This window comes from Neorhizobium sp. PAMB6716, assembly GCF_058242805.1.
The window spans coordinates 3,393,233-3,417,285 of record NZ_CM177835.1 but is presented as its reverse complement, the minus strand read 5'-3'; the positions used below and the strand labels follow the sequence as shown (position 1 = coordinate 3,417,285).

23 protein-coding genes are annotated in these 24,053 nt (G+C 61.3%); 11 read left to right on the top strand and 12 right to left on the bottom strand.

Going from position 1 to position 24,053, the window contains the following annotated elements:
• The first annotated feature begins 230 nt into the window (after positions 1–230).
• Genes AC4CWH_RS16625 through AC4CWH_RS16615 form a run of 3 tightly spaced genes read left to right on the top strand, consistent with a single transcriptional unit; the run spans position 231 to position 4,222 of the window.
• Positions 231–1,301, top strand: a complete 1,071-nt coding sequence (locus AC4CWH_RS16625; RefSeq protein ID WP_491319588.1) for an MraY family glycosyltransferase — start codon at positions 231–233, stop codon at positions 1,299–1,301.
• A gap of 19 nt (positions 1,302–1,320) precedes the next feature.
• Positions 1,321–2,283, top strand: coding sequence for a UDP-glucose 4-epimerase family protein (locus AC4CWH_RS16620; protein WP_491319587.1), 963 nt, complete (start codon positions 1,321–1,323; stop codon positions 2,281–2,283).
• 34 nt (positions 2,284–2,317) lie between these two features.
• Positions 2,318–4,222 (top strand): polysaccharide biosynthesis protein, encoded by a 1,905-nt coding sequence (locus AC4CWH_RS16615; RefSeq protein ID WP_491319586.1) that lies wholly within the window; start codon positions 2,318–2,320, stop codon positions 4,220–4,222.
• A gap of 3 nt (positions 4,223–4,225) precedes the next feature.
• Here AC4CWH_RS16615 and AC4CWH_RS16610 read toward each other — a convergent pair whose 3' ends face one another.
• From AC4CWH_RS16610 to AC4CWH_RS16590, 5 genes are all read right to left on the bottom strand, one after another.
• A complete protein-coding gene (locus AC4CWH_RS16610) occupies positions 4,226–5,059 on the bottom strand; it encodes a phosphatase PAP2 family protein (protein ID WP_491319585.1) in 834 nt (277 codons plus the stop codon).
• Between the two features lie 251 nt (positions 5,060–5,310).
• Positions 5,311–6,420: a 3-isopropylmalate dehydrogenase gene (gene leuB, locus AC4CWH_RS16605; protein WP_491319584.1), complete on the bottom strand. Its 1,110-nt coding sequence runs from the start codon at positions 6,418–6,420 to the stop codon at positions 5,311–5,313.
• Positions 6,421–6,522: 102 nt separating this feature from the next.
• Entirely contained in the window at positions 6,523–6,912 is a 390-nt protein-coding gene (locus AC4CWH_RS16600) for a RidA family protein (protein WP_491319583.1), read from the bottom strand.
• A gap of 20 nt (positions 6,913–6,932) precedes the next feature.
• Positions 6,933–7,538, bottom strand: coding sequence for a 3-isopropylmalate dehydratase small subunit (gene leuD / locus AC4CWH_RS16595; protein ID WP_491319582.1), 606 nt, complete (start codon positions 7,536–7,538; stop codon positions 6,933–6,935).
• Positions 7,539–7,707: 169 nt separating this feature from the next.
• Positions 7,708–7,956: a hypothetical protein gene (locus tag AC4CWH_RS16590; RefSeq protein ID WP_491283167.1), complete on the bottom strand. Its 249-nt coding sequence runs from the start codon at positions 7,954–7,956 to the stop codon at positions 7,708–7,710.
• Positions 7,957–8,067: 111 nt separating this feature from the next.
• On the opposite strand from AC4CWH_RS16590, the gene AC4CWH_RS16585 reads away from it, so the two are divergent.
• The 3 genes from AC4CWH_RS16585 (at position 8,068) to murA (ending at position 10,639) form a co-directional block, all read left to right on the top strand.
• Entirely contained in the window at positions 8,068–8,973 is a 906-nt protein-coding gene (locus AC4CWH_RS16585) for an HpcH/HpaI aldolase/citrate lyase family protein (protein WP_491319581.1), read from the top strand.
• A 14-nt stretch (positions 8,974–8,987) separates the two neighbouring features.
• Positions 8,988–9,194: a DUF1737 domain-containing protein gene (locus tag AC4CWH_RS16580; protein ID WP_491283165.1), complete on the top strand. Its 207-nt coding sequence runs from the start codon at positions 8,988–8,990 to the stop codon at positions 9,192–9,194.
• Between the two features lie 134 nt (positions 9,195–9,328).
• Positions 9,329–10,639 (top strand): UDP-N-acetylglucosamine 1-carboxyvinyltransferase, encoded by a 1,311-nt coding sequence (gene murA, locus AC4CWH_RS16575; RefSeq protein ID WP_491319580.1) that lies wholly within the window; start codon positions 9,329–9,331, stop codon positions 10,637–10,639.
• A gap of 13 nt (positions 10,640–10,652) precedes the next feature.
• Here the strand turns inward: murA and AC4CWH_RS16570 are convergent, their stop codons facing one another.
• Positions 10,653–11,096, bottom strand: coding sequence for a metallopeptidase family protein (locus AC4CWH_RS16570; RefSeq protein ID WP_491283163.1), 444 nt, complete (start codon positions 11,094–11,096; stop codon positions 10,653–10,655).
• A 209-nt stretch (positions 11,097–11,305) separates the two neighbouring features.
• Between AC4CWH_RS16570 and AC4CWH_RS16565 the strand changes: the two genes are divergently transcribed.
• From AC4CWH_RS16565 to bfr, 5 genes are all read left to right on the top strand, one after another.
• Positions 11,306–12,280 carry a hypothetical protein gene (locus AC4CWH_RS16565; RefSeq protein ID WP_491319579.1) on the top strand — a complete coding sequence of 325 codons (975 nt, stop codon included), beginning with the start codon at positions 11,306–11,308 and terminating at the stop codon, positions 12,278–12,280.
• A 40-nt stretch (positions 12,281–12,320) separates the two neighbouring features.
• Positions 12,321–13,754 carry a Y-family DNA polymerase gene (locus AC4CWH_RS16560; RefSeq protein ID WP_491319578.1) on the top strand — a complete coding sequence of 478 codons (1,434 nt, stop codon included), beginning with the start codon at positions 12,321–12,323 and terminating at the stop codon, positions 13,752–13,754.
• On the top strand, positions 13,751–17,128 hold the full coding sequence (locus AC4CWH_RS16555; protein ID WP_491319577.1) for an error-prone DNA polymerase: 3,378 nt from the start codon (positions 13,751–13,753) through the stop codon (positions 17,126–17,128). The genes AC4CWH_RS16560 and AC4CWH_RS16555 overlap by 4 nt, the downstream gene beginning before the upstream one ends.
• A 171-nt stretch (positions 17,129–17,299) precedes the next feature.
• The gene (locus AC4CWH_RS16550; RefSeq protein WP_245366906.1) at positions 17,300–17,617 is read left to right on the top strand and encodes a (2Fe-2S)-binding protein; all 318 of its coding nucleotides are present in this window, start codon (positions 17,300–17,302) and stop codon (positions 17,615–17,617) included.
• Entirely contained in the window at positions 17,583–18,068 is a 486-nt protein-coding gene (bfr, locus tag AC4CWH_RS16545; protein ID WP_491319576.1) for a bacterioferritin, read from the top strand. Before AC4CWH_RS16550 ends, bfr begins: the two co-directional genes overlap by 35 nt.
• Before the next feature lie 76 nt (positions 18,069–18,144).
• On the opposite strand, the gene AC4CWH_RS16540 is transcribed toward bfr, so the two are convergent.
• From AC4CWH_RS16540 to rsfS, 6 genes are all read right to left on the bottom strand, one after another.
• A complete protein-coding gene (locus AC4CWH_RS16540; RefSeq protein ID WP_491283159.1) occupies positions 18,145–18,672 on the bottom strand; it encodes an RNA pyrophosphohydrolase in 528 nt (175 codons plus the stop codon).
• A gap of 7 nt (positions 18,673–18,679) precedes the next feature.
• A complete protein-coding gene (locus tag AC4CWH_RS16535) occupies positions 18,680–19,888 on the bottom strand; it encodes a divergent polysaccharide deacetylase family protein (protein WP_491319575.1) in 1,209 nt (402 codons plus the stop codon).
• A 78-nt stretch (positions 19,889–19,966) separates the two neighbouring features.
• Positions 19,967–21,295: a S41 family peptidase gene (locus AC4CWH_RS16530; protein WP_491283157.1), complete on the bottom strand. Its 1,329-nt coding sequence runs from the start codon at positions 21,293–21,295 to the stop codon at positions 19,967–19,969.
• The gene (locus AC4CWH_RS16525; protein WP_491319574.1) at positions 21,285–22,679 is read right to left on the bottom strand and encodes a murein hydrolase activator EnvC family protein; all 1,395 of its coding nucleotides are present in this window, start codon (positions 22,677–22,679) and stop codon (positions 21,285–21,287) included. The genes AC4CWH_RS16530 and AC4CWH_RS16525 overlap by 11 nt, the downstream gene beginning before the upstream one ends.
• Positions 22,680–22,848: 169 nt before the next feature.
• Positions 22,849–23,331, bottom strand: coding sequence for a 23S rRNA (pseudouridine(1915)-N(3))-methyltransferase RlmH (gene rlmH, locus AC4CWH_RS16520; RefSeq protein ID WP_491319573.1), 483 nt, complete (start codon positions 23,329–23,331; stop codon positions 22,849–22,851).
• Positions 23,332–23,561: 230 nt separating this feature from the next.
• Positions 23,562–24,002: a ribosome silencing factor gene (gene rsfS, locus AC4CWH_RS16515; RefSeq protein ID WP_491285505.1), complete on the bottom strand. Its 441-nt coding sequence runs from the start codon at positions 24,000–24,002 to the stop codon at positions 23,562–23,564.
• Between the last annotated feature and the right edge of the window lie 51 nt (positions 24,003–24,053).

The window sequence follows — 24,053 nt, the reverse complement described above, 5'->3', positions numbered from 1 at the left end:
GCCGGACCAAATGAAGCTGCGATGTGACTGTCGCTGCGATACATTCTTGCTTCCCTTCGGATGAACTCCTTAGAAGATTTCGCAGGCGAGTCAAGCGTTGCTGAGGCGCAACCTTTTCTTCCCGACGCCGTTGCGGGCCAGATGATGGCCCATGAGAGCATGCCGCATGAAAAGGACGCGCAATTTGCGAGTGATCGACCGCCGGAACCTGCAACCGGGAGCGACCGCCGATGCTGAGTGAGCTTGTCAGCCTCCCGCGCGCTGGCATCCTTGCGGCCTGCGCTCTCACAAGCGCGCTCTGCGTTTTCGTGATCATCGCAAAGGCCCGCGATCTCGGCCTCGTGCAGGCGCCGGTGGCGCGCTCCTCGCATGTGCGGCCAACGCCAACCGGCGGCGGCATCGGCATCGTTGTCGGCACGCTGCTTTGCGGCCTGCTGATGCCCGGCGGCAACGGGCAGACGCTGTCACTGCTGCTGCTCGGCGCCATCATGGCCGCCATCGGCCTTTTTGATGACTGGCGACCACTGGCTGCGCGCGTGCGCCTGCCGTTACAGGCAATAATCGTTTTTCTTGCGATCTGGATCACCGACGGCACGGTGGCAATCGCCGGCAATGCCGGAGCGGTTTTCCAGCTCGCAGCCGGTCTTCTTCTTCTGCTCGGCGGGCTCTGGTGGGTCAACCTGTTCAACTTCATGGACGGCATAGACGGAATTGCCGGCCAGCAGGCGGTCATGATGATGATCTCTGCCATGGCAATCGCCGCTATCGGCACACCAGAGGCGATCGACAGCGAGGCGTGGTGGCTGATGGCGGCCACGGCGATCTCGACAGCGGCCTTTCTACTCTTCAACTTTCCGCCGGCGCGCATCTTCATGGGCGATGCCGGCAGCACGTTTCTCGGCTTCATCATCGTGGCCATGGCCATGACGAGCCTTCACACCGGGTGGCTGACCCTGCCGCAATGGCTGATCCTTTCGGCACTGTTTGCAAGCGACGCCACCGTGACGCTGATCATCCGGTATCTGAGGGGTGAAAACATTGCCGAGGCACACCGCTCCCATGCCTACCAGCGCCTGGCGAGGCGGTTCGGCGGCGCGCGGCCCGTCACCCTGTCGGCCTTCGGCCTCAATCTTTTCGTCATCCTGCCGCTGGCGCTCCTCGCCAATGACACCGGCTTTGGCTGGTTTATCGTGTTTCTGGTCTATCTGGCCACGGCCGGACTTGCGCTTCTCGCCGGTGCAGGCCTTCCCGATCACGAAACGGCAAGCACATCCACCTATCGAAAGCTGTTGAAACGATGAGCAGAAGGACGACAAGCGCGTGTATCTGATCACTGGCGCCACAGGTTTTGTCGGGCAAGCCCTCTGCCGGATGCTGGAAGAGCGCGGCCTGCCGTTTCGTCCGGCAAGTCGTCTCCCCCGCCCGGGCCATTACACGATCGGTACCATCACCGGGCAGACCGACTGGGGGCAAGCGCTTGCCGGCGTCGATACCATCATTCACCTTGCCGCACGCGTTCATGTGATGCAGGAAACGGCAAGCGACCCGCTTGCCGATTTCAGGGCGATGAATGTCGATGCCACGCTCAATCTTGCCCGCCAGGCCGCCGATGCCGGCGTGCGCCGGTTCATTTTCGCAAGCTCCATCAAGGTGAACGGCGAAAGCACACCGGAGGGCAAAAGCTTCAGTGCCGACGATCCACCGGATCCGCAGGATGCCTATGGTCTCTCCAAGGCCGAAGCCGAGCGGGCGCTTCTCGCCTTTGGCAAGGAGAGCGGCCTGGAGATCGTGATCGTGCGCCCGCCGCTGGTTTATGGTCCAGGTGTCGGTGCCAATTTCGCGCTGTTGATGCGCCTTGCCGGCAGCGGCCTGCCCTCCCCCTTTAGCGCCTGCGACAACCGCCGCTCGCTGGTCTATGTCGGCAATCTCTGCGACCTTCTCCTCATCGCCGCACATCATCCGCAAGCAGCCGGACAGGTTTTTTTGGCAGGCGATGGCGAGGATCTTTCCACGCATCAGTTGTTCAGGCGGCTGGCGCAACTGCAGGGACGTCATGCCGCAAGCCTGCCGATCCCTCCCAGCCTGCTGAAAACACTGGCAAAGTTGACCGGAAAGACTTCAATCAGCGACCGCTTGCTTAAGAATCTGCAGGTGGATATAGGGAAGGCCGGTTCACTGCTCGATTGGGTCCCCCCCTATCCGGTGGCCTACGGTCTGCAGCAAACGGTGGCCCGGGAAAAATCACCCGGATCGTCACCCAATCAGGGCAAGGCGGCCCCATGATCGGCGCGAAAGGCTTCAAGATGCGAGCAGTTGCATGGCTTTAACTGACGTGCTGCGACGCATGATTGAGGAAATGCCGCGCTTCTGGAAACGCGTGCTGCTGATCGGCTTCGACGTCGTGGCACTGATCGTCGCGCTCTGGGCCAGTTATGCGCTGCGCTATGCCGTGTGGTGGCCTGACGTTTCGCCGGAGCGCATTCTCCTCGCCTTTCTTGCACCGGCGATTGCCATCCCGATCTTCATCCGCATGGGGCTTTACAGGGCTGTCATCCGTTATCTCCCCGATACGGCCATCTGGACGATCCTGAAGGCGATGGGCATTGCGACGATGATCTGGGTCATCCTCGTCTTCCTGATGGAGATGTCCGGCCGCGGCATTGTTCCCCGTTCCATTCCCTTCTTCTATTTTGCCATCGGGACGGCCCTCGTCGGGGGCTCGCGGTTCACCACCAAGATCATCCTCAGCCACGGCACCGGCCTGCGCCGCGATGAGCAGCCGGTGTTCATCTACGGCGCCAGCGCCTCCTCCGTGCAACTGGCGCAGGCGCTGCGGGGCAGCGGAAACCGCTTCATCGTTGGCCTGCTGGACGAGGATCCTGACCACCATGGCCGCGATGTCGGGGGGTATCGCGTCTTCAATCCGGCAAACCTGCCGCGGCTGATCGAACAATACGGCGTGCAGGAAATCATCCTGTCGCTCTCCACAATCTCCGCCGACCGGCGCCGCAGCGTGATCGGCAGCATCAGCGGGCTTGGCGTAAAGATCCGCACCGTTCCGGATATTTCAGACCTGGTGGATGGCCGGTATCTTGCAAACCAGATCCGCGAGATCGAGATCGACGAATTGCTCGGCCGCTCCTTCGTGCCGCCGGATCCGCAACTGATCGACAGTATCGTGGAGGGCCGAGTGATCATGGTCACCGGTGCCGGCGGCTCCATCGGCTCGGAACTCTGCCGGATGATCGTGCAGTGGAAGCCGAAATGCCTCGTGCTGTTTGAGGCGAACGAATTTGCGCTCTACAAGATCGAGCGGGAACTGGCAGGCCTTACCCGCTGCCAGATTGTGCCCTTCCTCGGTTCGATCACCCATCAGGCGCGGGTGAAGCAGGCAATCGACACCCATAAGGTGGACGTGCTTTATCATGCGGCTGCGCACAAGCATGTGCCGATGCTCGAGGTCAACGCGCTGGAGGGTATCGAGAACAATGTTTTTGGCACGCTGACGGTCGCAAAGACCGCCTTCGAGGCCGGTGTCGGCAATTTCGTGCTGATCTCGTCGGACAAGGCGGTGCGTCCGACCAATGTGATGGGTGCCACCAAGCGCTGGGCGGAACTGATCATCCGGCAGATGGCACTGGAGGCTGAACGCAGTGGCAGCGGCCAGCATTTCTGCGCGGTGCGCTTCGGAAATGTGCTTGGCTCCAACGGCTCAGTCGTGCCGCTGTTCAAGCAGCAGATCGCCGATGGCGGCCCGGTGACCGTCACGAACCCGGCGATGACGCGTTATTTCATGTCGACCCAGGAGGCGGCCGAACTGATCGTGCAGGCCAGCGCGCTTTCCGTCGGGGGCGATATCTTCCTCCTGGAGATGGGTGAGCCGGTCCGCATCGGTGATCTCGCAGAAAACATGATCCGGCTGGCCGGTTTTACCGTGCGCAATGCGGAAAACCCCGATGGCGGCATCGAGATCCGCGTGACAGGCAATCGCCCGGGTGAAAAACTGTTCGAGGAACTGTTCTACGACATGGCGAACGCCATGAAGACGCAGCACCCGAAGATCCTGCGCGCCGACACCAAGATCGGCTCCCATGACGATGTGCTGAAGGCCCTGCAGGCCCTGAAAGCCGCCGTCGATATTGAGGACGAGGCGGCGGCCCGCACAGTGCTGTTCCGCTTCATCGGGCTTGACTGTCCGGGCACACAAAACACCGACGCCTGAAGTCTATCGGGCGAGCACCGGTTCCAGCCTCAGGGCGGCGGATGGCTGTGGCGAATGTGCGCGCGTTCGCCCGAGGCGCAATTGCCGCAGGCGGCTCCAGTCGGGGCGCTCCAGCGGAACGGGGCGGCAAAGCTGCGGCAAGGCACCATTCTGCGCCCGGAACAGAAGTCCGTAACGCGCAAACATCCCGGCGGTAAAGATCGAGAACCACGCTCCGAACACCAGGCCGGCCATGACGTCACTTGGATAATGCACGCCGATGATGACGCGGGAAAAGCCGAGCCAGAGGCCAAGCACCAGGCAATGGACGCGGTAGGCCGGAGCCATCAGGGCAATCGCCATCATCAGGGCGCCGATGGTCGTCGCGTGGCCGGACGGAAAACTTTCGAAATGATAACTGCCATGAAAAGGTGAAAAGCCGAAGGCGCCCCAGTCCGCCTGCGAAGGGGGCCGCACACGGCCGATCAGCCGCTTGGCAAGGTTCGCCGCAAGGCCTGAAAGCGCAACCGTCAGAAAGATATAGGCCGCGAGATGGCAGAGGAAAAATGCCTGCAGGCGGTTCCTTGCCGCGCGAGCAAGCCGCCCCCGGGAAAGCGCTTCGAAGAACAGCATGGCGCAAGCCATCAGGATCCAGCCGGATTTGCCGAAATCCGTGACGAAGCTGCCGATCGGCTTCAGGATGGAGGGCGTGCGCGCCACATAGGCCGAGACCGGCTCATCCAGCAGGAAGACCGACAGAAGAACGAGATTGAGCGCGACGAAAAGACAGGAAAAGTGACAGTCCGTGCGATAACTTCCGCAGTAACGGTTATGACGCCGCCTCAGCTTTTCAATCATCCCATATGCTCCCCAAAGCCTATACAGATCCTAACCGGGATTTATGACAGGGATTTTGGCAAGGACCGCCGTTGGCACGATAAAGACAGGCCCGTTGATCTTGCGGGCGCCGGTTAAAGTGGCCCAGACTTCGAGGGCCGGGCCGCCGAATTTTCGCGGCAAGAGCGATTGGAAGCTCGAGGGGTAAAAAAATGCCCCGCACTGGGCGGGGCATTGCAGGTTTCAGTTAGGCGCAGCCCCGTTGGCCCGCATCAGGCAGACAGGGCCTTGAATTCGGCAAGGATCGCATCGCCCATTTCCGACGTGCCGACCTGCGTGCAGCCTTCCGCCATGATGTCGCCGGTGCGGATGCCCTTGTCGAGCACGTTGGCAATCGCCTTTTCCAGCCGGTCGGCTTCTTCGACCTTGTTGAAGGAGTAACGCAGGCACATGGCAAACGATGCGATCATGGCGATCGGGTTGGCAATGCCCTTGCCGGCAATGTCAGGGGCCGAACCGTGGACGGGCTCGTAAAGCGCCTTGCGCTTGCCGGTCTTTCCATCCGGTGCGCCAAGCGAAGCCGAGGGCAACATGCCGAGCGAGCCGGTCAGCATGGCCGCGACGTCCGACAGCATGTCGCCGAAGAGGTTATCGGTAACGATCACGTCAAACTGTTTTGGCGCGCGCACCAGCTGCATGCCGCCGGCATCGGCCAGCATGTGATCCAGCACCACGTCGGAGAATTTTGCCTTGTGCGTTTCGGTCACCACCTGGTTCCACAAAACGCCCGACTTCATCACATTGCGCTTTTCCATGGAGCAGACGCGGTTCTTGCGGGTGCGCGCCAGTTCGAAGGCAACACCGGAAATGCGCTCGATCTCGTAGGTATCGTAGACCTGCGTGTCGATGGCGCGCTTCTGGCCGTTGCCGAGATCGGTGATCGTCTTCGGCTCGCCGAAATAGACGCCGCCGGTCAGCTCGCGCACGATGAGGATATCGAGCCCTTCGACCAGTTCCGGCTTCAGCGAGGAGGCATTGGCAAGCGCCGGATAGCAGATGGCCGGGCGCAGGTTGGCAAACAGTTCAAGATCCTTGCGCAGACGCAAAAGGCCGGCTTCCGGACGAACATCATACGGAACCGCATCCCATTTCGGGCCGCCGACGGCGCCGAACAGGACCGCATCGGCATTCATCGCCTTTGCCATGTCGTCTTCGGAGATCGCAGCACCGTGGGCATCGTATGCTGAGCCGCCGACCAGGCCCTGCTCGGTGACGAAGCCGGCGCCAAGCGCTTCGTTCATGTGGTCGATGATCTTCACGACCTCGGCCATGGCCTCGGGGCCGATACCGTCACCGGGAAGCAGGAAAAGCGAATGAGACATGATGATGCGTGTCCTTGAGAAATTGGCAGGCATGATGCGCCACGGGTGGCGCCTCCCCAGCTTCGCCCGCGCCTGCCGCAGGACGAAGCCGCAGACTATTTTTTATTCCGAACCTGCGCCGCGCCGCGCAGTGACCTCGATCTCGATCTTCATTTCCGGGCGCACCAGACCGCAGACCACCATGGTGGCCGCCGGGCGGATGGTACCGAAGACATCACCCAGCACGGGGACTATGGTATCGTAATGGGCGAGGTCGCTGAGGTAATAGCGCACGCGCAGCACGTCCTGCAACGCGCTGCCTGCCTCCTCAAGCGCCTTGGCAATCGTGTGGAGGGCGTTGCGCGTCTGTTCGCCGACATCGTCAGGCATGACCATCCGGCTATAATCATAGCCGGTGGTGCCGGAGACATAGATCATGTCGCCATCCACGACGGCGCGCGAATAACCGATCGTCGCTTCAAAGGGAGAGTCCGACGATATGCGTGTCACCACCGGAGCCTCCTCCTCACATGTCAGAGCCAGGGACGCTCGGCCTGCATCTTGTTTTCGAACGAGGCGATGGCGCCATCGCTCTTCATCGTGGTGGCGATGTCGTCGAGGCCTTCCAGCATGATGTGCTTGCGGGCGGGATCGATATCGAAGGTGATCGTGCCGCCATCGGGACCAGAAATCTGCTGGGCTTCCAGATCCACCGTCAGCACGGCATTGGAACCGCGCGAGGCATCATCCATCAGCTTGTCGAGATCGTCCTGCGAAACGACGATCGGCAGGATGCCGTTCTTGAAACAGTTGTTGTAGAAAATGTCGGCAAAGGACGTGGAAATGACGCAGCGGATGCCGAAATCCAGAAGCGCCCAAGGTGCGTGCTCGCGCGAGGAGCCGCAGCCGAAATTGTCGCCGGCGACAAGGATCTTGGCGTTCTGATAGGCGGGCTTGTTGAGCACGAAATCAAGGTTCGGCGAACCGTCTTCTAGGTAACGCGCTTCGGCAAACAGGCCGGTTCCGAGGCCGGTGCGCTTGATCGTCTTCAGGTAATCCTTCGGAATGATCATGTCCGTGTCGATGTTGACGACAGGAAGCGGCGCAGCAACGCCGGTGAGCTTGGTAAATTTATCCATGATCTGCCTCCGCGAGACTTGTTCTGCGGATGCTGCCATAGACCAATTTCAGGGAGATTTGAAGTCCGGTTTGCCATCAAACGGTACGCCGAACCTCTGGATCGACGTACCCGTCATCACATTGTGATCTGAACCGCTTAAAGACAGAGCCGCTGACAGGAGATCGCCTTTAAAGATCGATGATCGTGCCGCGACCGTCGTTCCAGACGCGCATGTCTTTTGCCTGCGCCGAATTTTTGGCGCCGGATGCCTTGGCGCGCACCGGAACGGGTTTATGGCGAAGAGTGAGCGCTCTCACGGCCGTAAACACAGTCAGCATGGCGGCAAAGGCCAGCGTGATGGATGCCGTGAGCACGACAACAGCGGTGATGGCGGCAATGCCGGCAAGGCCAAGGAAGAGTGCGCGGATATTCTGCATGGTTTTGAACCTTTCTTCTTGTGGAAATGTGGGCTTTTCTCTCGACACTTGCAAGGGCTTTTGCCCTACTGCGCTCTTGCGCCTCATCACAAAGCTTGTCACAAAGTCGCGATGTCCCATTCGCTTGCTCCGGCTCTTCGCCCGCAACGCTCGCTTTTGAGCGTGCCCGCCATCAACCAGCGCGCGCTGGACAAGATTTCCTCGCTTGCCTGCGACGGCGTGATCTTCGATCTTGAGGATTCGGTCGCACCGGAAAAGAAGGACGAGGCCCGCGCCAATCTCTCGGCCTATTTCGCAAAGCCACCGGCTGGCAACCGTCTCTCGATCATCCGCATCAACCCGCTTTCTTCGACATCAGGCGCGGACGATCTGGCACTCGTTGTCTCCACCCGCCCCGATGCCGTGCTTTTGCCGAAAGTGGAAAGCGTCGCTGACGTTCAAGCCGTGGAACACGCCCTCAACGAGGCCGGCGTGCCCGAAACCACAAAAATCTGGGCGATGATCGAGACGGCCAAAGGCGTACTCCATGCGGGCGCAATTGCTGGTTCACGTGAAACATCGGTGCCGCGGCTGGAGGGTTTGGTTGCTGGCCTGAATGATCTGCGTAAGGAAACCCGTGTGCCGGCACGGCAAGGCCGCAGCTTCCTCATTCCCTGGCTGATGCAGGTGGTGCTTTCCGCCCGCGCCCATGGGCTCTGCGTCATCGACAGCGTGTTTAACGATTTTCGCGACACGGACACTTTCGAGAGCGAATGCCGCCAGGGCCGCGACATGGGCTTTGATGGCAAGATGCTGATCCACCCGGCCCAGATCGGCCCGGCCAACCACCATTTCGGCCCGGATCCCGAGGCGGTCGCAGAGGCCGAAGCGATCATCGCCGCCTTTTCGACACCGGAGGCGCAGACCCTCAATGTCATCAACCTCAACGGCCGCATGATCGAACGGCTGCATCTTGTCGAAGCCGAACGGCTCGTGCAACTGGCCCGACTGATCGAAAAAACCAACCTTATCGACTAAAGAAAGACTGACCCATGAAAGTTTACCGCTTCCTCACCGGCCCCGACGATTCCTCTTTCTGCCACCGGGTGACGGATGCCCTCAACAAGGGCTGGGACCTGCACGGCTCCCCCAGCCACACGTTCAACGTGGCGGAAAACAAGCTCTATTGCGGGCAGGCGGTGGTGAAAACCGTCGAAGGCAAGGACTATCATCCCGACATGAAGCTCGGCGAGCAATAAGCCTCGACAGGCCTGCCGGACACCATTCCCCGCATGGGCAGGGCTGCGCCTTGAACGATGACGATGCCTTACAACCGCCGGGAAATCCGTGTGGTTGGGGGCATCGCTTCGCACCCCAACACACGGATGAGACAATGGCAGAACCGAGAGCGGCTGAACGCGTAGAATATATCGTTGAGGGCGGGCATCGCCTTTCCGGTGCCATCGAGCCCTCCGGAAACAAGAACGCGGCGCTGCCGATCATTGCCGCCGCCCTGCTGACCGACCAACCCGTCGTGCTCACCAACGTGCCGCGCATCCGCGACGTGGAGGCGCTGGTGCAGCTGCTTTCGTCTCTCGGTGCCGAAACTGCGTGGACGGACCATAATACTCTGCGCATTCATGCGCGCGACGTTCGCCCGGCAACGCTGGACCCGGATCTCTGCTCACGCATTCGTGCCTCCATTCTGCTGGCTGGGCCGGTTCTTGCCCGCTGCGGAGAAATCACCCTGCCGCCGCCCGGCGGCGACGTGATCGGCCGGCGCCGCCTCGACAGCCATTTTCTGGCCTTGCGACAGCTCGGTGCGCAGATCTCGCTCGAAGGCGACTACGTGTTTCGCGCGCAAAAACTCGTCGGAGCGGATGTGTTTCTCGATGAACCCTCGGTGACTGCGACGGAAAACGCGCTGTGTGCCGCCGTTTCGGCCTCTGGCACCACGATTCTGCGCAATTGTGCTTCCGAGCCGCATGTTCAGGATCTCGCCCATTTCCTCGTTGCCATGGGTGCCAGCATCGAGGGCATCGGCACCAATTGCATGACGATCCACGGCGGCGCGCCGCTTTCAGGGGCAAGCCACCGGATCGGGCCTGACCATATCGAAGTGGGTTCGCTGATCGGACTTGCGGCGGTGACCGATTCCGATCTCAGGATCACCAATGCCGGTGTGCAGCACCTGCGCTCCACCCTGATGGGCTTTGAGCGGCTGGGCATCCATTGCCGCATCGAGGGCGACGATCTGATCGTGCCCTCCGGCCAGGCGAAACGGATCGAACCGGATTTCGGCGGCCATGTGCCCAAGATCGAGGATCAGCCCTGGCCGGCGTTTCCGGCCGATACGATGTCGATTGCCATCGTCACCGCCACGCAATGCGAGGGCATGGTGCTGATGTTTGAAAAGATGTTCGAATCCCGGATGTTCTTTGTCGACAAGCTGATCTCGATGGGCGCCCGCATCGTGCTCTGCGATCCGCACCGCGCCGTGGTTTCCGGACCGAGCCCGCTGAAAGCCGCACGGCTGGAAAGCCCCGACATTCGCGCCGGCATGGCCATGCTGATCGCGGCCATGGGCGCCGAGGGCACATCGATCATCAACAATGCCCAGCAGATCGAACGCGGTTATGAACGCATTGACGAGCGGCTGAACGCCTTGGGCGCGCGCATAAGGCGCATTCCCGCGCGCGTCTGAAGAGGAAAGGCGGCTAACCTGTCCGGTCAGCCGCGTCCTCGACGCTTTCCTCGATCCGCTCCATGTCGTCATCGCTGAGGCCGAAATGGTGGCCGATTTCGTGGATCAGCACATGGGTGATGATATCGCCCAGCGTTTCCTCATTTTCCGCCCAATAATCGATGATCGGCCGGCGGTAGAGGCGGATTCGGTTCGGCAATTCGCCGGTTTCCATGCTGAAACGCTCGGAAATGCCGCGCCCTTCAAAAAGCCCCAGAAGATCGAAAGGCGTCTCAAGCGCCATGTCCTCGAAAATCTCGTCGTCGGGAAAGTCCTCGATCTCGATGGTGAGGTTTCCGGTCAGCGCACGGAACTCTTCCGGCAGGTTTCCATAGGCCTCGATTGCCAGCGATTCGAACGTGCTGATGGTGGGGGCGTGGCGATCACGCCAATCATCGGTCTGGTCGACACGGGCCATAACTGCTCCTTTTTCAACGAGCATATAAGGTTTCTGGAAAAATATTTCGAGTGCGGATTCAAGCAAGAGGTGGGGAGGGTGAACGAATCTCATGGGGACCGCTGTTGACTCTTCGGGGCAGCTCTGGAATCCATAAGAACATAACATGAACAATTGAGGCGAAGAGGATCCTGGAGATCCTGGTCTCGACAAGAAGTGGAGCTGACGTCATGGCGCGATCCGCCCTGGCGCAGGAGACTGTTTTTGCCCTGCGCGAAACGATAGCCCGGCTGGAGGGAAAGCCTATCCCAGCCCTTGCCGCTGCACGGGCACAAGCGGTGGGAGAAGGGCAGGAGAGGGCGCAAGACCGGCCGGCCCGGCTTAAAACCGGCATTGCTGCGCTGGACGAGGCACTGGATGGCGGGCTGCCGCTCGATGCGATCACCGAGATCCGCAGCCGCGGTTTTTTCGATGCAGGATCTGCCAGCGGTTTTACCATGGGGCTTTCGGTGCTCATCAAGGCACGGGCACCGAAGGCTGAAAACCTGCCTGTTCTCTGGATTTCAGACCGCATGGCGACCCAGGAGGCGGGAGCGCCTTATCTCATCGGCATGCGCGGTTTCGGCCTTGGAACGGAGCCGTTCTTTCAGGCTCTGCCGAACCGGCTCGACGAGGCGCTGTGGCTTGCGGAAGCAGCCCTTGCAAGCGGCGCCTTTGGCGTGACCATTCTGGAAACCCGCGGCAATCCCAAAACCTTCGGGCTGACGGAAAGCCGGCGCTTAGCGTTGCGGGCAAAGGCGGCGGGGCGGCCGCTTCTGCTTTTGCGCCATGCCGCAGAAGAGGAGGCCTCGAGCGCTGCCTTCCGGTTTCTGACCCAGCCGGCATTTGCCTCACAACGACGCCTTCCCGACGGATCGATGCTTGGCGGCAGCATCGGACCTTCGGTTTTCCGTCTCACATTGGAAAAGAGCCGCAACCCGGCTCCGCTCTGTCTCTCCCTGGAGTGGAATCCCCATGACCGCCAATTCAATTGCGTCCACACGCCAAGACATGCTGTTCCTGAAAGGCAGCCGGCAGCGCATTCTGGCGCTCTATTTCCCAAAACTTTCGACAGACCGGATCTTGCGCCGGCGCCGGGGTCTATCCTGGCGTTTGACAGGCCGGCACGCGGGCGGCCCGACGGATCCTTCGAGCGCGCGTCCTGAGGATGCGCCTCTCGTCTGCGCCGGCCGGCGCGACAATGCCATGCGTCTCACCGCCCTTGACGAACAGGCGCAGGCGATAGGCCTGAAACCCGGCCAGGGGCTTGCGGAGGCGCGGGCCATCTGCCCGCATCTCGTCGTCATCGAGGAAGACGAAGCAGCCGACCGGCGTTTTCTCGAAGCGCTGGCCGACTGGTGCGACCGTTATACGCCGCTGGTGGCGCTGGAGGGCTCGAACGGCCTGTTCCTCGATGTCACCGGTTCCGCCCATCTGTTCGGCGGTGAGGCAGCCCTTCTTGCGGAAATCCTGAACCGGATGACGGCGCTCGGCATGGCGGTGCAAGGGGCGATCTCCTCGGCGCCTGGGCTTTCGTCCGCCGTCGCCCGTTTCGGAGAAAGCCGGGTGATCGAGGACAGCGATATCGAGGCCGTGCTTGCCCCGCTTCCGATCGCAGCGCTGCGCGTGGGCGCCGATGTGGTGCAGGCGCTGGCGAAAGTCGGGCTGAAACAGGTGGGTGACCTTCTGGAAGCACCGCGTGCGCCGCTGGCCCGCCGCTTCGGCGCCCATCTTCTCTTACGGCTCGACCAGGCGACCGGGCTGGACGAGGAGGCGATTTCGCCGCGCCTGCCGGTGGCGAGCCTTTCTGCCGAACGGCGGCTGGCGGAACCGATCCAGTCCGAGGAGGATATTCTGGCCCTTGCCGCGCAGGTGGTAGAGGCCCTGAAACCGAGCCTTGAAGCCCGCGCGGCCGGCGGCCGGATGTTCGAACTGGTGCTGTTTCGCGTTGACGGCAAGGTGTTTCGCTTGAGCGCCGGTGCTTCGCGCCCCTTGCGCGACGGTGCGCGCATTGCCCGGCTGTTTGCCGAGCGGCTGACGGGCGTGCATGACGATCTCGATGCCGGCTTCGGCTTTGAGATCCTGCGGATCAACGTGTTGCGCCACGCACCCTTTGACCATGCGCAGGGCGATTTCGATGGCGACGACCGCAAGCAGCAGTCGCTGGCCGATTTCATCGATCAGGTCTCGGCCCGGCTTGGGCCGGAGTGTCTAAAAACCTACCAGATGCGCGAAAGCCATATTCCCGAGCGGGCGGCGGTCGCCGTCGATGCCATTCAACACGCCCTGGGCAAACCGCAGCGCCTGCCGGAGGCGGCACCGCTCGACCATGGACACCTCCTGCAAAAGGAGCGGCCGTTGCGGCTCTTTCCGCATCCCGAACCGCTGGAAGCCTTTGCCGTGGAAGTGCCGGACGGGCCGCCGATCCGCTTTCGCTGGCGAAGGCTCACCCATCAGGTGCGTCGGGCGGAAGGGCCCGAACGGCTGGCGGCGGAATGGTGGGTGGACGGCGAAAATGCCCCGACGCGCGATTATTTCCGTCTGGAATCCGACAGCGGCCAGCGGTTCTGGGTCTATCGGCAGGGGCTTTACGATCAGGTCGCCAATCCGCGCTGGTTCATGCACGGCATTTTCGCATGAAACCGGCTCCAGCCTTTTGCGAATTGGGGGCACGCACCAATTTTTCCTTTCTGGAGGGTGCCTCACATCCGGAGGAAATGGTGCAGCAGGCCGTTTTCCTCAAACGCCAGGGCCTCCTCTCAGGCCTTGGTATTGCCGACCGCAACACGGTGGCAGGCGTGGTGAAGGCGCATGCGCAACTGCGGGTGCTGAAGACTGAAACGGATCTCAAGGTCCAGCCCGGCGCGCGGCTGGTGTTTTGCGACGACACGCCTGACATTCTTGCCTATCCCAAAAACCGCAAGGGCTGGGGCCATCTCTGCCGGCTGCTGAGTTCCGGCAATCTGCGCGCCGAAAAAGGCGAGTGCCGACTTTTCCTCGACGACCTCCTCACCTGGGGCGATGAGATGATGCTGGCCGTCCTGCCCGGCCGCCAGTTGATTGCCGATAAAGACGCCGGCGACAATTTTCTCGCCCTGCTGGAGCGCCTTCAGGAACGGTTCGGCAAGGCGATCCATCTGGCGCTTTCAGTCCATTATGACGGTCAGGATGCCTTTGCCTTTGCGGGTTTTTCCGCTTGGGCACAGCAGGCGCACGTGCCCCTGATCGCCACCAACCAGCCGCTTTACCACGCCTCAGACCGCCGGCCGCTCGCAGACGTCGTCACCGCCATTCGCGAGCATGTGACGGTGGCGGAGGCCGGCTTTCGTTTTGCCGCCAATGCCGAACGCTACCTGAAGACGGCACCACAGATGGCTTCCATCTTCCGCCGTTATCCGCAAGCGCTCGACAACAGCCTTGCCTTTTTTGACGCGCTCCATTTTTCGCTCGACGAATTGCAGCACAATTATCCGGAAGAGCGGGTGGAGGGCGAAACGCCCTCACAAACACTGGAACGGCTGGCCCATGAAGGAGCCCGCCAGCGATATGGCAGCACGGTGCCGGAAAAAGTCAGCGCGCAGATCCGCGCCGAACTCGACCTGATTTCAGAGAAAAAATACGCGCCGTATTTTCTGACCGTGCGCAACATCATGGAATTTGCCCGCAGTGAGAACATTCTCTGCCAGGGTCGGGGATCGGCGGCCAATTCCACCGTCTGTTATTGTCTCGGCATCACCGATGTCGACCCGATGAAATCGTCGTTGCTGTTTGCCCGGTTCCTCTCCACCGAACGTGACGAACCGCCTGACATCGACGTGGATTTCGAGCATGAGCGGCGCGAAGAAGTGATCCAGCACATTTACCGCACCTATGGGCGCGAGCATGCCGGCCTTGCCGCTGCCGTCACCAGTTATCGCACGCGCTCTTCCGGCCGCGAGGTCGCCAAGGCTTTCGGGCTCTCGGAAGACGTGCAATCGGCGCTGTCGAGCACGATCTGGGGCTGGTCGACCGATGGGCTTTCCGAGCGTGAGGCGAAAAATGCCGGGCTTGATCCGGACGATGCGCTGACGAAGCGCGTGCTCGATTATGCCCGCCAGCTGATGAATTTTCCCCGCCACCTCACCCAGCATGTCGGCGGTTTCGTGATGACCCGCGACCGGCTGGACGAGGTGGTGCCGATCATGCCGACCGCCATGCCCGGCCGCTTCATGATCGAGTGGAACAAGGACGATTTGGATACGCTCGGCATCCTCAAAGTGGATGTGCTGGCGCTTGGCATGCTCACCTGCCTTGCCAAGGCTTTTCGCCTGCTGGAAGACCATTATGGGCAGCGAAAAACGCTGGCGGGAATTTTGAAAGACGAGAAGCCGCAGGTCTACGACATGATCTGCCGCGCCGATACGGTGGGTGTTTTCCAGATCGAAAGCCGGGCGCAGATGAGCATGCTGCCACGCCTTCGACCACGAAAATTCTACGATCTGGTGATCGAGGTGGCGATCGTGCGGCCGGGGCCGATCCAGGGAGACATGGTTCACCCCTATCTCAAGCGCCGCGAGGACGAGAGGGCAGGGCGGAAAATCGAGTATCCGAGCGCCGAGTTACGCCTTGTGCTGGAACGAACGCTCGGCGTGCCGCTGTTTCAGGAACAGGCCATGCAGATTGCCATCACGGCGGCGGAATTTTCGCCAAGCGAAGCCGACAGGCTGCGCCGTGCCATGGCCACTTTCAAGCGCACCGGCACCATTCACACTTTTCGCGACAAGATGGTGAGTAACATGGTGCGCCGCGGCTATGACAAGGATTTTGCCGATCGCTGCTTCAGCCAGATCGAAGGATTTGGCGAATATGGTTTTCCCGAAAGCCATGCGGCCTCCTTTGCGCTCCTCGTTTATGTCTCCTGCTGGTTCAAGGCGCTTTATCCGGACGTTTTTCTGGCCGCGATCCTCAATGCGCAGCCGATGGGCTTTTACGCTCCGGCCCAATTGGTGCGCGATGCGCGCGAGCACGGGGTGCGGGTTCTGCCGGTGGACGTGAATTTTTCCGATTGGGACCAGAGCCTGGAAGACGGCGAGGGGTTTGATCGACACGCCATCGCCGAACAGCACAGGAGCATGGAAAACGTGATCCTCTCCAGAAAACCCGTCCGGCTGGGCTTCCGGCTGATCAAGGGGCTTTCGGAAAAGGAGATCCGGGAAAAGCTGCTAGCGTTTCGGGGCGGGGGTTACCGCTCGATCCGCGATCTCTGGCAGCGCTCAGGCCTTGCCCGCAGCGTGATCGAGCGGCTGGCGGAGGCGGATGCTTTCCGCTCCATAGGGATCGACCGGCGCCGGGCGCTCTGGGAGGTGAAGGCGCTGGATGTGGGCAAGGCCGGCGAGAGCCTGCCGCTGTTCGAGCGCACCGGCCACGACGACCTGCAGCAAGAGCCGGAGATGGTGCTGCCCGACATGCCGCCCGGTGAGCAGGTGATCGAGGATTACCGCAGCCTTATGTTGTCGCTGAAGGCGCATCCGGTCTCCTTTCTGCGCGAGACGTTTGCCGCCCGCCATATTCTGGAAACGGAAAAGCTGCGCACCGCGCCGAAAAACCGGCGCGTGGAGATTGCCGGCCTTGTCTTGATCCGCCAGCGTCCCGGCACGGCCAAGGTCATCTTCATGACGCTGGAGGATGAGACGGGGGTGGCCAATGCCATCATCCGGCCAAAAATCTTTGCCGCCTATCGTGCCGTGGTGATGGCCGCAAGGCTGGTGCGCATCCGTGGCCTGCTGCAGCGGGAAAACGGTGTTATCCATGTGATTGCCGACCATATCGAGGACATGACCCCGATGCTTGGCCTGCTGCAGGCTGAAACGCGGCGTTTTGGGCTGTGCGAGCGTTCCGACGAGGTATTGCGGGCGACGCGCGATCCGCGGGAAGTCCGCACACCTTCCCTCCAGCCTTCGGCCCCAAGAGCGGCCCCCTCAGGCGTCACAGATGAGAATGCCCGCGTGCTGCCGCGAGGCCGAAATTTCCACTGAAGCGCCACCGCGATCGGTCACAAGCGCCCCACGACACGGAAATGTGACACACCCAAACCTCGCCAAATCCGCCCAAATACGGGCTTTTGGCTCTTCGCCATCGAATTTTTCTTGACATCGATCATCCGCTTTATCAAGAAAGAGGATATCGAGTGTCATGTTTGATGGCTAATGAGCATGCTGGTCTGTAGTTGCAATTACATCACCGATCATGAAATCAGGGACGTGATCAACGGCCTCCTGGATGAGGACTGTTGGCAGCTGATCGTGCCCTCGAAGGTTTACCATGCCATGAGCAAGCGCGGCCGTTGCTGCGGCTGCTTCCCGAATGTCGTCGATCTCATTATCCGCACGACCGAAGAATATCATGCCTGCCGCCACTCGACGGAGGCAGAGGTTGTCGATTATATGTCACGCCTGAAGAAGTTCCACGAGGACAACAGGAGAGCGGACATTGAAAGGCGACACAAGAGTCATCGAGCGGCTTAATGAGGCCCTATTTCTCGAACTCGGCGCGGTCAACCAGTACTGGCTTCATTACCGGCTGCTGGAAGACTGGGGTTACACCAAGCTTGCCAAGAAAGAACGGGCCGAATCGATCGAGGAAATGCAGCACGCCGACAAGCTCGTTGCGCGCATCATTTTCCTGGAAGGCCATCCCAACCTGCAGACACTCGCTCCCTTGCGCATCGGCCAGACCGTTTGCGAAGTGCTGGAAGCGGATCTGGCTGGCGAATATGACGCCCGCACGGCCTACAAGGCGTCGCGCGACATCTGTCATGAAGCCGGCGATTACGTCACCATGAAGCTGTTCGAACAGCTGCTGATCGATGAGGAAGGCCATATCGACTTCCTCGAGACCCAGCTGGAACTGCTCGGCAAGCTTGGTGAAGAACGTTACGGCCTGCTGAACGCCGAATCGGCCGACTCTGCCGAATAACCAGTTTCAAGACATGGAAAAGCCGGCTCGCGTTATCCGCAAGCCGGCTTTTTTATTGGCTGACGCCCAAAGAAGATCAGGCTTTTGTGCCGGCAAGATGCGAAAAAGCGGCAACCACCTGCTCATAAGCCGGGCGTTTGAATGAGACAATCAAATCCGGCAGTTCCGCCATCGGCTTCCAGTCCCAGGCGTCGAATTCCTGGTGCTGGCCGCTCGGTGGGTTTTCGATGTTGATCTCGCTTTCATCGCCCTCGAAGCGGAAGGCAAACCAGCGCTGGCGCTGGCCACGATATTTGCCCTTGAGGCCGATACCGATCAGGTGGGCGGGAAGATCATAGTGGATCCACTCCGGCGCCTCCGCCAGCAGCGACACCGTCTTCATGCCGGTTTCCTCGAACAGCTCGCGGTAGGCGGCATCGCGCGGATCCTCGCCCTTGTCGATGCCGCCCTGCGGCATTTGCCAGAGCTGCGGCGATCCATCCGATTCGCTGTTGCCCTCCGACAGCCGGCGTCCGACCCAGACCAGTCCGTCGCGGTTCAGCACCATGACGCCGACACAAGGCCGGTACGGCAGATCGCCTGCGGGTTTCGTGTTCTTGCTCATCCTTGCCTCACTGGTTTGCGGGTTCGGACAAAAGTGCCGACACCCCAACGATTTCAATGCCTCGGTTTTCCGCCTGCTTCACCCATTCGCCAACCGCCCCCACCGTCTCGTCAAACGCCGAGCCAATGCCGATGGCCGATCCCCGCCGCTGCGCGATCCGCTCGAGTGTATCCAGCTTTTCCAGAATTGCCTGCCGGGAAAGGTTTGCGTCCAGCGTCAGATCGGCAAAACCCTGCGGCAGGGAGAGGGTTTTGGCGAGATCGCCGCTTTTCGACTGAGCCGACGTGCCATCGTCGAGAAACAGCAGGCCACGGGCGGACAGATCGGCCATGATCGGCTGGAGCGCCTCACGGTCCGCCAGAAAACGACCGCCAAGAAAGTTCACGACGCCGGTATAATTGGTCATGCGGCCCATGGCCTCATGCAGCCGCTTCAGGTTCTGCATTTCCGAAACATTGGTTGCAAGCGTCAGAGGCCCCGGATCATTCGCCGGGTAATCAAACGGTTCCATCGGTATCTGCAACAGGATTTCGTGACCTTTGCGGCGGGCCTCCTGCATCCAGCGCTGCAGGCTGTTGCCGCTGGCGGCAAAGGCGAAGGTGATGGTGCCCGGAAGCTGGCGGATCGCCTGCTGCGTGCCGGTCTGGCTCAGCCCAAGGCCCGCAATCACGATGGCGATACGGGTGCCGCGCGCGCCGGACCAGGGTCTTGCATAGTGATCCATCGGCCGAAGACCGTCCGGCCCCTTGACCGGCAGCCGGCCAAGCGCCGTCTCCTCCAGCAGGTCGTCATTGGGCATGGCTGCAAGGCGTGGATCCTGGCCGACCTGACGCGCATCGATGAGGAGCGGTCCTGTTCCATCGCGCGGACGGGGGGAAAATGTGGTGACGACAGAGCCGTCATCCAGCTGCGAACGCTTGATATCGGCACCGGCCTGCCCACCACTACGCAACAGCGAAGAGAGCGGCGGCGTAGTCACGGTATCCGGCACTGGCCCCGTCACTGGCACCGGCACGGAGGCGGCGGGCGGCACGGCAAGGGTCAGTGTCGCAGGCGCTTCATCGGGAAGACCGGAAGCGCGCATGAGATAAAAGGAAGCGCCAAGCAGCCCAGCGGCGGCTATGGCGGCCAGAAGCCGCTCAAGCGAAAGGCCCCGCCGCGGCCGGGCCTTTTTCTGTCTGTCTTGTCCAAGCGGAGCGCGAAGATCTGTCCCCAATGCGTCCGTCCGCTGTGCTGGAGGTCAGGCGAGAAAAAGCCCGCTCCGCTGTCAGCGGAGCGGGCTTTCAAATACGTATCAGGGCTTTACAGCGGCAGCGGCCTTGTCCGGCTGCGGCGGGAAGGACGGGTCGGTCTTCACGCCACGCAGCAGGTCGAGCGCGTAGTTGAGCTGGATATCGTCCTTGGCTTCCGGCGGCACATAGGCCGTGGAGCCGGAGCCTTCTTCCGTCTCGCTCTGGCCCTGGATATGGCCCTTCAGGCTCGATTCACCCTCGGCGCGCACCTTGCCCTGCAATTCCGGCGGCAGCGGCTGTTCGACCTTGATATCCGGCTGAATGCCCGTGCCCTGGATCGACTTGCCCGACGGCGTGTAATAGAGCGCCGTTGTGAGGCGAAGCGCGCCGGCATCGCCCATCGGGATGATCGTCTGGACGGAGCCCTTGCCGAAGGACCGCGTGCCGACAACCGTGGCACGCTTCAGATCCTGCAGAGCACCGGCAACGATTTCCGAAGCGGAGGCCGAACCGCCGTTGACGAGCACGATCACCGGCTTGCCATCCGTGAGATCGCCGGGGCCGGCATTGAAACGACGGGTTTCTTCCGGGTTACGGCCACGGGTGGAGACCACTTCGCCGCGCTCCAGGAAGGCATCCGAGACATTGATCGCCTGGTCTAGGAGACCGCCTGGATTGAGGCGCAGGTCGAGCACATAACCCTTCAGCTTGTCGGCGGGCACATCTGCCTTGATCTTCTTGATCGCCTTTTCGAGATCGTCATAGGTCTTTTCGGTGAACGAAATCACGCGCAGATAACCGACATCACCCTCGACGCGCGACTTGACGGCGCGAACGGCAATGATGTCGCGCATGACCGTCAGTTCGATCGGCTTGTCGGCACCCTTGCGCAGGATCGTCAGCTTGATCGGTGTCTTCACCGCACCGCGCATCTTTTCAACCGCGTCTTCCAGCTTCAGGCCGCGCACCGGCGTGCCGTCGATTTCGGAGATGAAGTCGCCGGCCAAAACGCCAGCGCGGGCTGCCGGCGTATCGTCGATCGGCGTGATGACCTTGACCAGTTCGTCTTCCATCGTCACTTCGATGCCGAGACCGCCGAACTCACCCTTGGTCTGGGTGCGCATGTCGGCCGCATCCTTGGAGTTCATGTAGCTGGAATGCGGGTCGAGCGAGGAGAGCATGCCGTTAATGGCATTTTCCACGAGCTTTTCATCGTCGGGCGGCGTCACATATTGCGCGCGCACGCGCTCAAACACGTCACCGAAGATGGACAGCTCACGATAGGTCGACGAGCCCGCAGCCTGGGCAGGCACACCGGCGGAATAGACGACACTCATGGCTGTAGCGCCGAGCAGCGCCCCCACGATGACAAGAGAAGCCCTACGAATCATTGCGTGCCCTTCCAGTTTCCTTTGCGGACCACCACGGCTTCGAATCGACCGGAGTGCCGTCCTTTCGAAATTCAATGTAAAGCGTCGGGCGATCTGTTTCCAGCGCCAACGCCGTTGCGCTCGCCACTCTTTTCGCACCCATGGCGGCCAAGGGTTCGCCGGCAAAGACGAATTTCCCCTGGCGCACATTCACCCGGTCCATCCCCGTCATGACGAGGTGGTAGCCATCGCCCACGTTGAGAATGATCATCTGCCCATAGCTTCGAAACGAACCGGCAAACACCACCAGCCCATCGGCCGGCGCCGTCACCACGGCACCCGCGCTAGCCGCCAGCGTGATGCCCTTGGCCGAGTGGCCTGTGCCATCAGGGTCGCCGTAGCTGCGCAGCAGGTCTCCCTCGACAGGCACCGCCAGTTTTTGCTTGAGGCTTGAAAATGCATATGCGGGCGCAATACGGTTTTTGTCGGGCACACCGCTTTCGGCCAGTTCCTGGGCCTTCTGGCGCTCGGCAGCGGTCAGCTGGTTGCGCCGCTCCTCTTCCTCGCGGCCCCGCTGCATGGCCTCACGCACGGAGGAAATTTCGCCTTCCAGCGAGCCGATCAAGCCTTCAAGGCTGGTGGCGCGGCTGGCAAGCTGTTCGGAACGCTGGCGCTCTGCGGAAAGTTCGGCGGCGCTCTGCCGGCTCTGCTTGTCGTTTTCCGCCAGAAGCAGCGACATGCGCCGATCCTCCTCAAGGCTTGCGGTCATCGCCTGCGAGGCCTTTTCCCGTTCCGCCAGCACATCCTTTTCAAGATCGGCGAGCGATTTGAGGTCAGCCATCAGGCGGTCGGCTTCCGCGCGCATACCCGGCACCACGGCTCCGAGAAGAATGGCGCTGCGCACCGAACCAAGCGCATCCTCCGGCGTAACAAGAAGCGCCGGTGGCGGGTTGCGCCCCATGCGCTGGAGCGCGGCCAGAACTTCTGCCAGCACGCCGCGCCGCTCATGCAGGGAAGCGCGGATACCGTCTTCCTTCACCTTCAGCCCCGCGAGCTTTTCCTCGCTCGCATGAAGATCGGCCTCGAAATGCTTGCGCCGGGCCGCCGATTCAATGAGAGCCTGACGAATATTGGCGCTGCTCTTGTCGAGCGCTGCGATGGCGGCGGAAATTTCCTTCGTCTTATCCGTCGAGAGGCTCAGCGTCTTCGACAGCGTCTCGAACTCGGCGCGCGTTTCATCGCGCTTGGCTTCCAGAAGATCGACGGCGTTCTTGTTCTCGCCACCCGCTTCACCAACCGGCGCGGGAGAGGTTTCGCTGGCTGCGGGCTGCTCCTGCGCACGCGTCACCGGCACCGCAAGCATTGCCAGCAGCAAAATTGCCGCCAGCGGCCGTACAGCCCGCATGCTTCCGTTGCGCGTTCGCATCGTCACCCGTCAATAACCCCTCGGGTCGCCCGCCATCAGGCCCCGCATCAACCATCACCGCAATCCTAAAAGCCTAAGCTGATTTGCCGGCGAGCACCAGAAACAACATCGTGTATCGGCGCAAACGCATCATCCCTGAAATCGCCGCTTAAACGCGGTGATAGGGATGCCCGGACAGGATGGTGACAGAGCGGTAAAGCTGCTCGGCAATCAGGATGCGCACCAGCTGGTGCGGCCATGTCATGGATCCGAGGTTGACGATGGCATCGGCGCGCTCGTAAAGCGCCGGATCAAGCCCGTCGGCACCACCGATGGCCAGCATCAGCTCACGTTTGCCCTGGTCGCGGTAACGGCCGAGCAGATCGGCAAAGGCCGGGCTGTCGAGCGCCTTGCCGCGTTCGTCGAGCAGGATCAGGATGGCGCCGTCCGCAAGGCTTTTTTCGAGAAGCTGCGCCTCTTCGCGCTTGCGGGTATCGGCACTTGAGGCACGGCTTTCGTTGACCTCCACCACGCGGGAAAGTTCAAGGCTGACGGCAGGGCCGGCCTTGGAAAAACGATCAAGATAGCGCGAGGCCAATTCTTTCTCCGGTCCGGTTTTCAACCGTCCCACCGCGAAAAGACCAATACGCATCTATCACCGCCTGAAATCTTGAAAGCCCAAAAGCACGCTGGATGCCATAAGGCATTCCCGGCTGAATGTATTCAGCCGTTCCGGCAGACCTTGCACGGCAGCATCGGCACCGGCCGATCATGCCACCGACATCCTAAACCCGAAATCGCCAGCGATTCGGGATCAGGACGTATCATACTTGTCTTAAGGAGCACCCGCTTCACGCCCTTTCGGGCGCAAGAACAGGCGTCCTAGTGCCGCGTTTCGTCGTCGTCGGGTGCGGCCCACATCCTTTCCAGGTTGTAGAACTCCCGGATTTCCGGACGGAACACGTGGATGATGATGTCACCGGTATCGATCAGCACCCAGTCTCCGGTCTCCAGCCCTTCGACACGAGCGCCACCAAAGCCCTCGTCCTTCAGGTCGGATAAAAGATGCTCTGAGATTGCCGAGACATGCCGGGTCGATCGCCCGGAAACTACAACCATGTAGTCGCCCAGCGCGGACTTTCCCGCAATGTTGATGGTGACAATGTCTTCCGCTTTGGAGTCCTCGAGGCTTGCGAGGACCAGTTCAAGAGCACGGGCAGCGGCATCGACGCCACGTTCCAGTCTCTTCGGGAGGACGCTATGCGCCTTCCCCTTGGCGTGTACTGTTGTCAGGGTTGTTCCTTTCTTCCAAGAACAGAACAGGCACTTGCCCCGAATCCCTTGTGAAGGACCCGGTCAAATGAAGGTGGCACC

Excerpts from the sequence above, each read along its gene's own strand:
- leuB (WP_491319584.1), bottom strand. The coding sequence starts at position 6,420 with ATGTCTCATTCGCTTTTCCTGCTTCCCGGTGACGGTATCGGCCCCGAG.
- AC4CWH_RS16560 (WP_491319578.1), top strand. The coding sequence starts at position 12,321 with ATGCGTCTCACCGCCCTTGACGAACAGGCGCAGGCGATAGGCCTGAAA.
- AC4CWH_RS16610 (WP_491319585.1), bottom strand. The coding sequence starts at position 5,059 with ATGATTGAAAAGCTGAGGCGGCGTCATAACCGTTACTGCGGAAGTTAT.
- AC4CWH_RS16540 (WP_491283159.1), bottom strand. The coding sequence starts at position 18,672 with ATGAGCAAGAACACGAAACCCGCAGGCGATCTGCCGTACCGGCCTTGT.
- AC4CWH_RS16585 (WP_491319581.1), top strand. The coding sequence starts at position 8,068 with ATGTCCCATTCGCTTGCTCCGGCTCTTCGCCCGCAACGCTCGCTTTTG.
- AC4CWH_RS16625 (WP_491319588.1), top strand. The coding sequence starts at position 231 with ATGCTGAGTGAGCTTGTCAGCCTCCCGCGCGCTGGCATCCTTGCGGCC.
- AC4CWH_RS16590 (WP_491283167.1), bottom strand. The coding sequence starts at position 7,956 with ATGCAGAATATCCGCGCACTCTTCCTTGGCCTTGCCGGCATTGCCGCC.
- AC4CWH_RS16615 (WP_491319586.1), top strand. The coding sequence starts at position 2,318 with ATGGCTTTAACTGACGTGCTGCGACGCATGATTGAGGAAATGCCGCGC.
- AC4CWH_RS16550 (WP_245366906.1), top strand. The coding sequence starts at position 17,300 with ATGAGCATGCTGGTCTGTAGTTGCAATTACATCACCGATCATGAAATC.
- rlmH (WP_491319573.1), bottom strand. The coding sequence starts at position 23,331 with ATGCGTATTGGTCTTTTCGCGGTGGGACGGTTGAAAACCGGACCGGAG.
- AC4CWH_RS16530 (WP_491283157.1), bottom strand. The coding sequence starts at position 21,295 with ATGATTCGTAGGGCTTCTCTTGTCATCGTGGGGGCGCTGCTCGGCGCT.
- AC4CWH_RS16525 (WP_491319574.1), bottom strand. The coding sequence starts at position 22,679 with ATGCGGGCTGTACGGCCGCTGGCGGCAATTTTGCTGCTGGCAATGCTT.
- leuD (WP_491319582.1), bottom strand. The coding sequence starts at position 7,538 with ATGGATAAATTTACCAAGCTCACCGGCGTTGCTGCGCCGCTTCCTGTC.
- murA (WP_491319580.1), top strand. The coding sequence starts at position 9,329 with ATGGCAGAACCGAGAGCGGCTGAACGCGTAGAATATATCGTTGAGGGC.
- AC4CWH_RS16580 (WP_491283165.1), top strand. The coding sequence starts at position 8,988 with ATGAAAGTTTACCGCTTCCTCACCGGCCCCGACGATTCCTCTTTCTGC.
- AC4CWH_RS16570 (WP_491283163.1), bottom strand. The coding sequence starts at position 11,096 with ATGGCCCGTGTCGACCAGACCGATGATTGGCGTGATCGCCACGCCCCC.
- AC4CWH_RS16565 (WP_491319579.1), top strand. The coding sequence starts at position 11,306 with ATGGCGCGATCCGCCCTGGCGCAGGAGACTGTTTTTGCCCTGCGCGAA.
- AC4CWH_RS16555 (WP_491319577.1), top strand. The coding sequence starts at position 13,751 with ATGAAACCGGCTCCAGCCTTTTGCGAATTGGGGGCACGCACCAATTTT.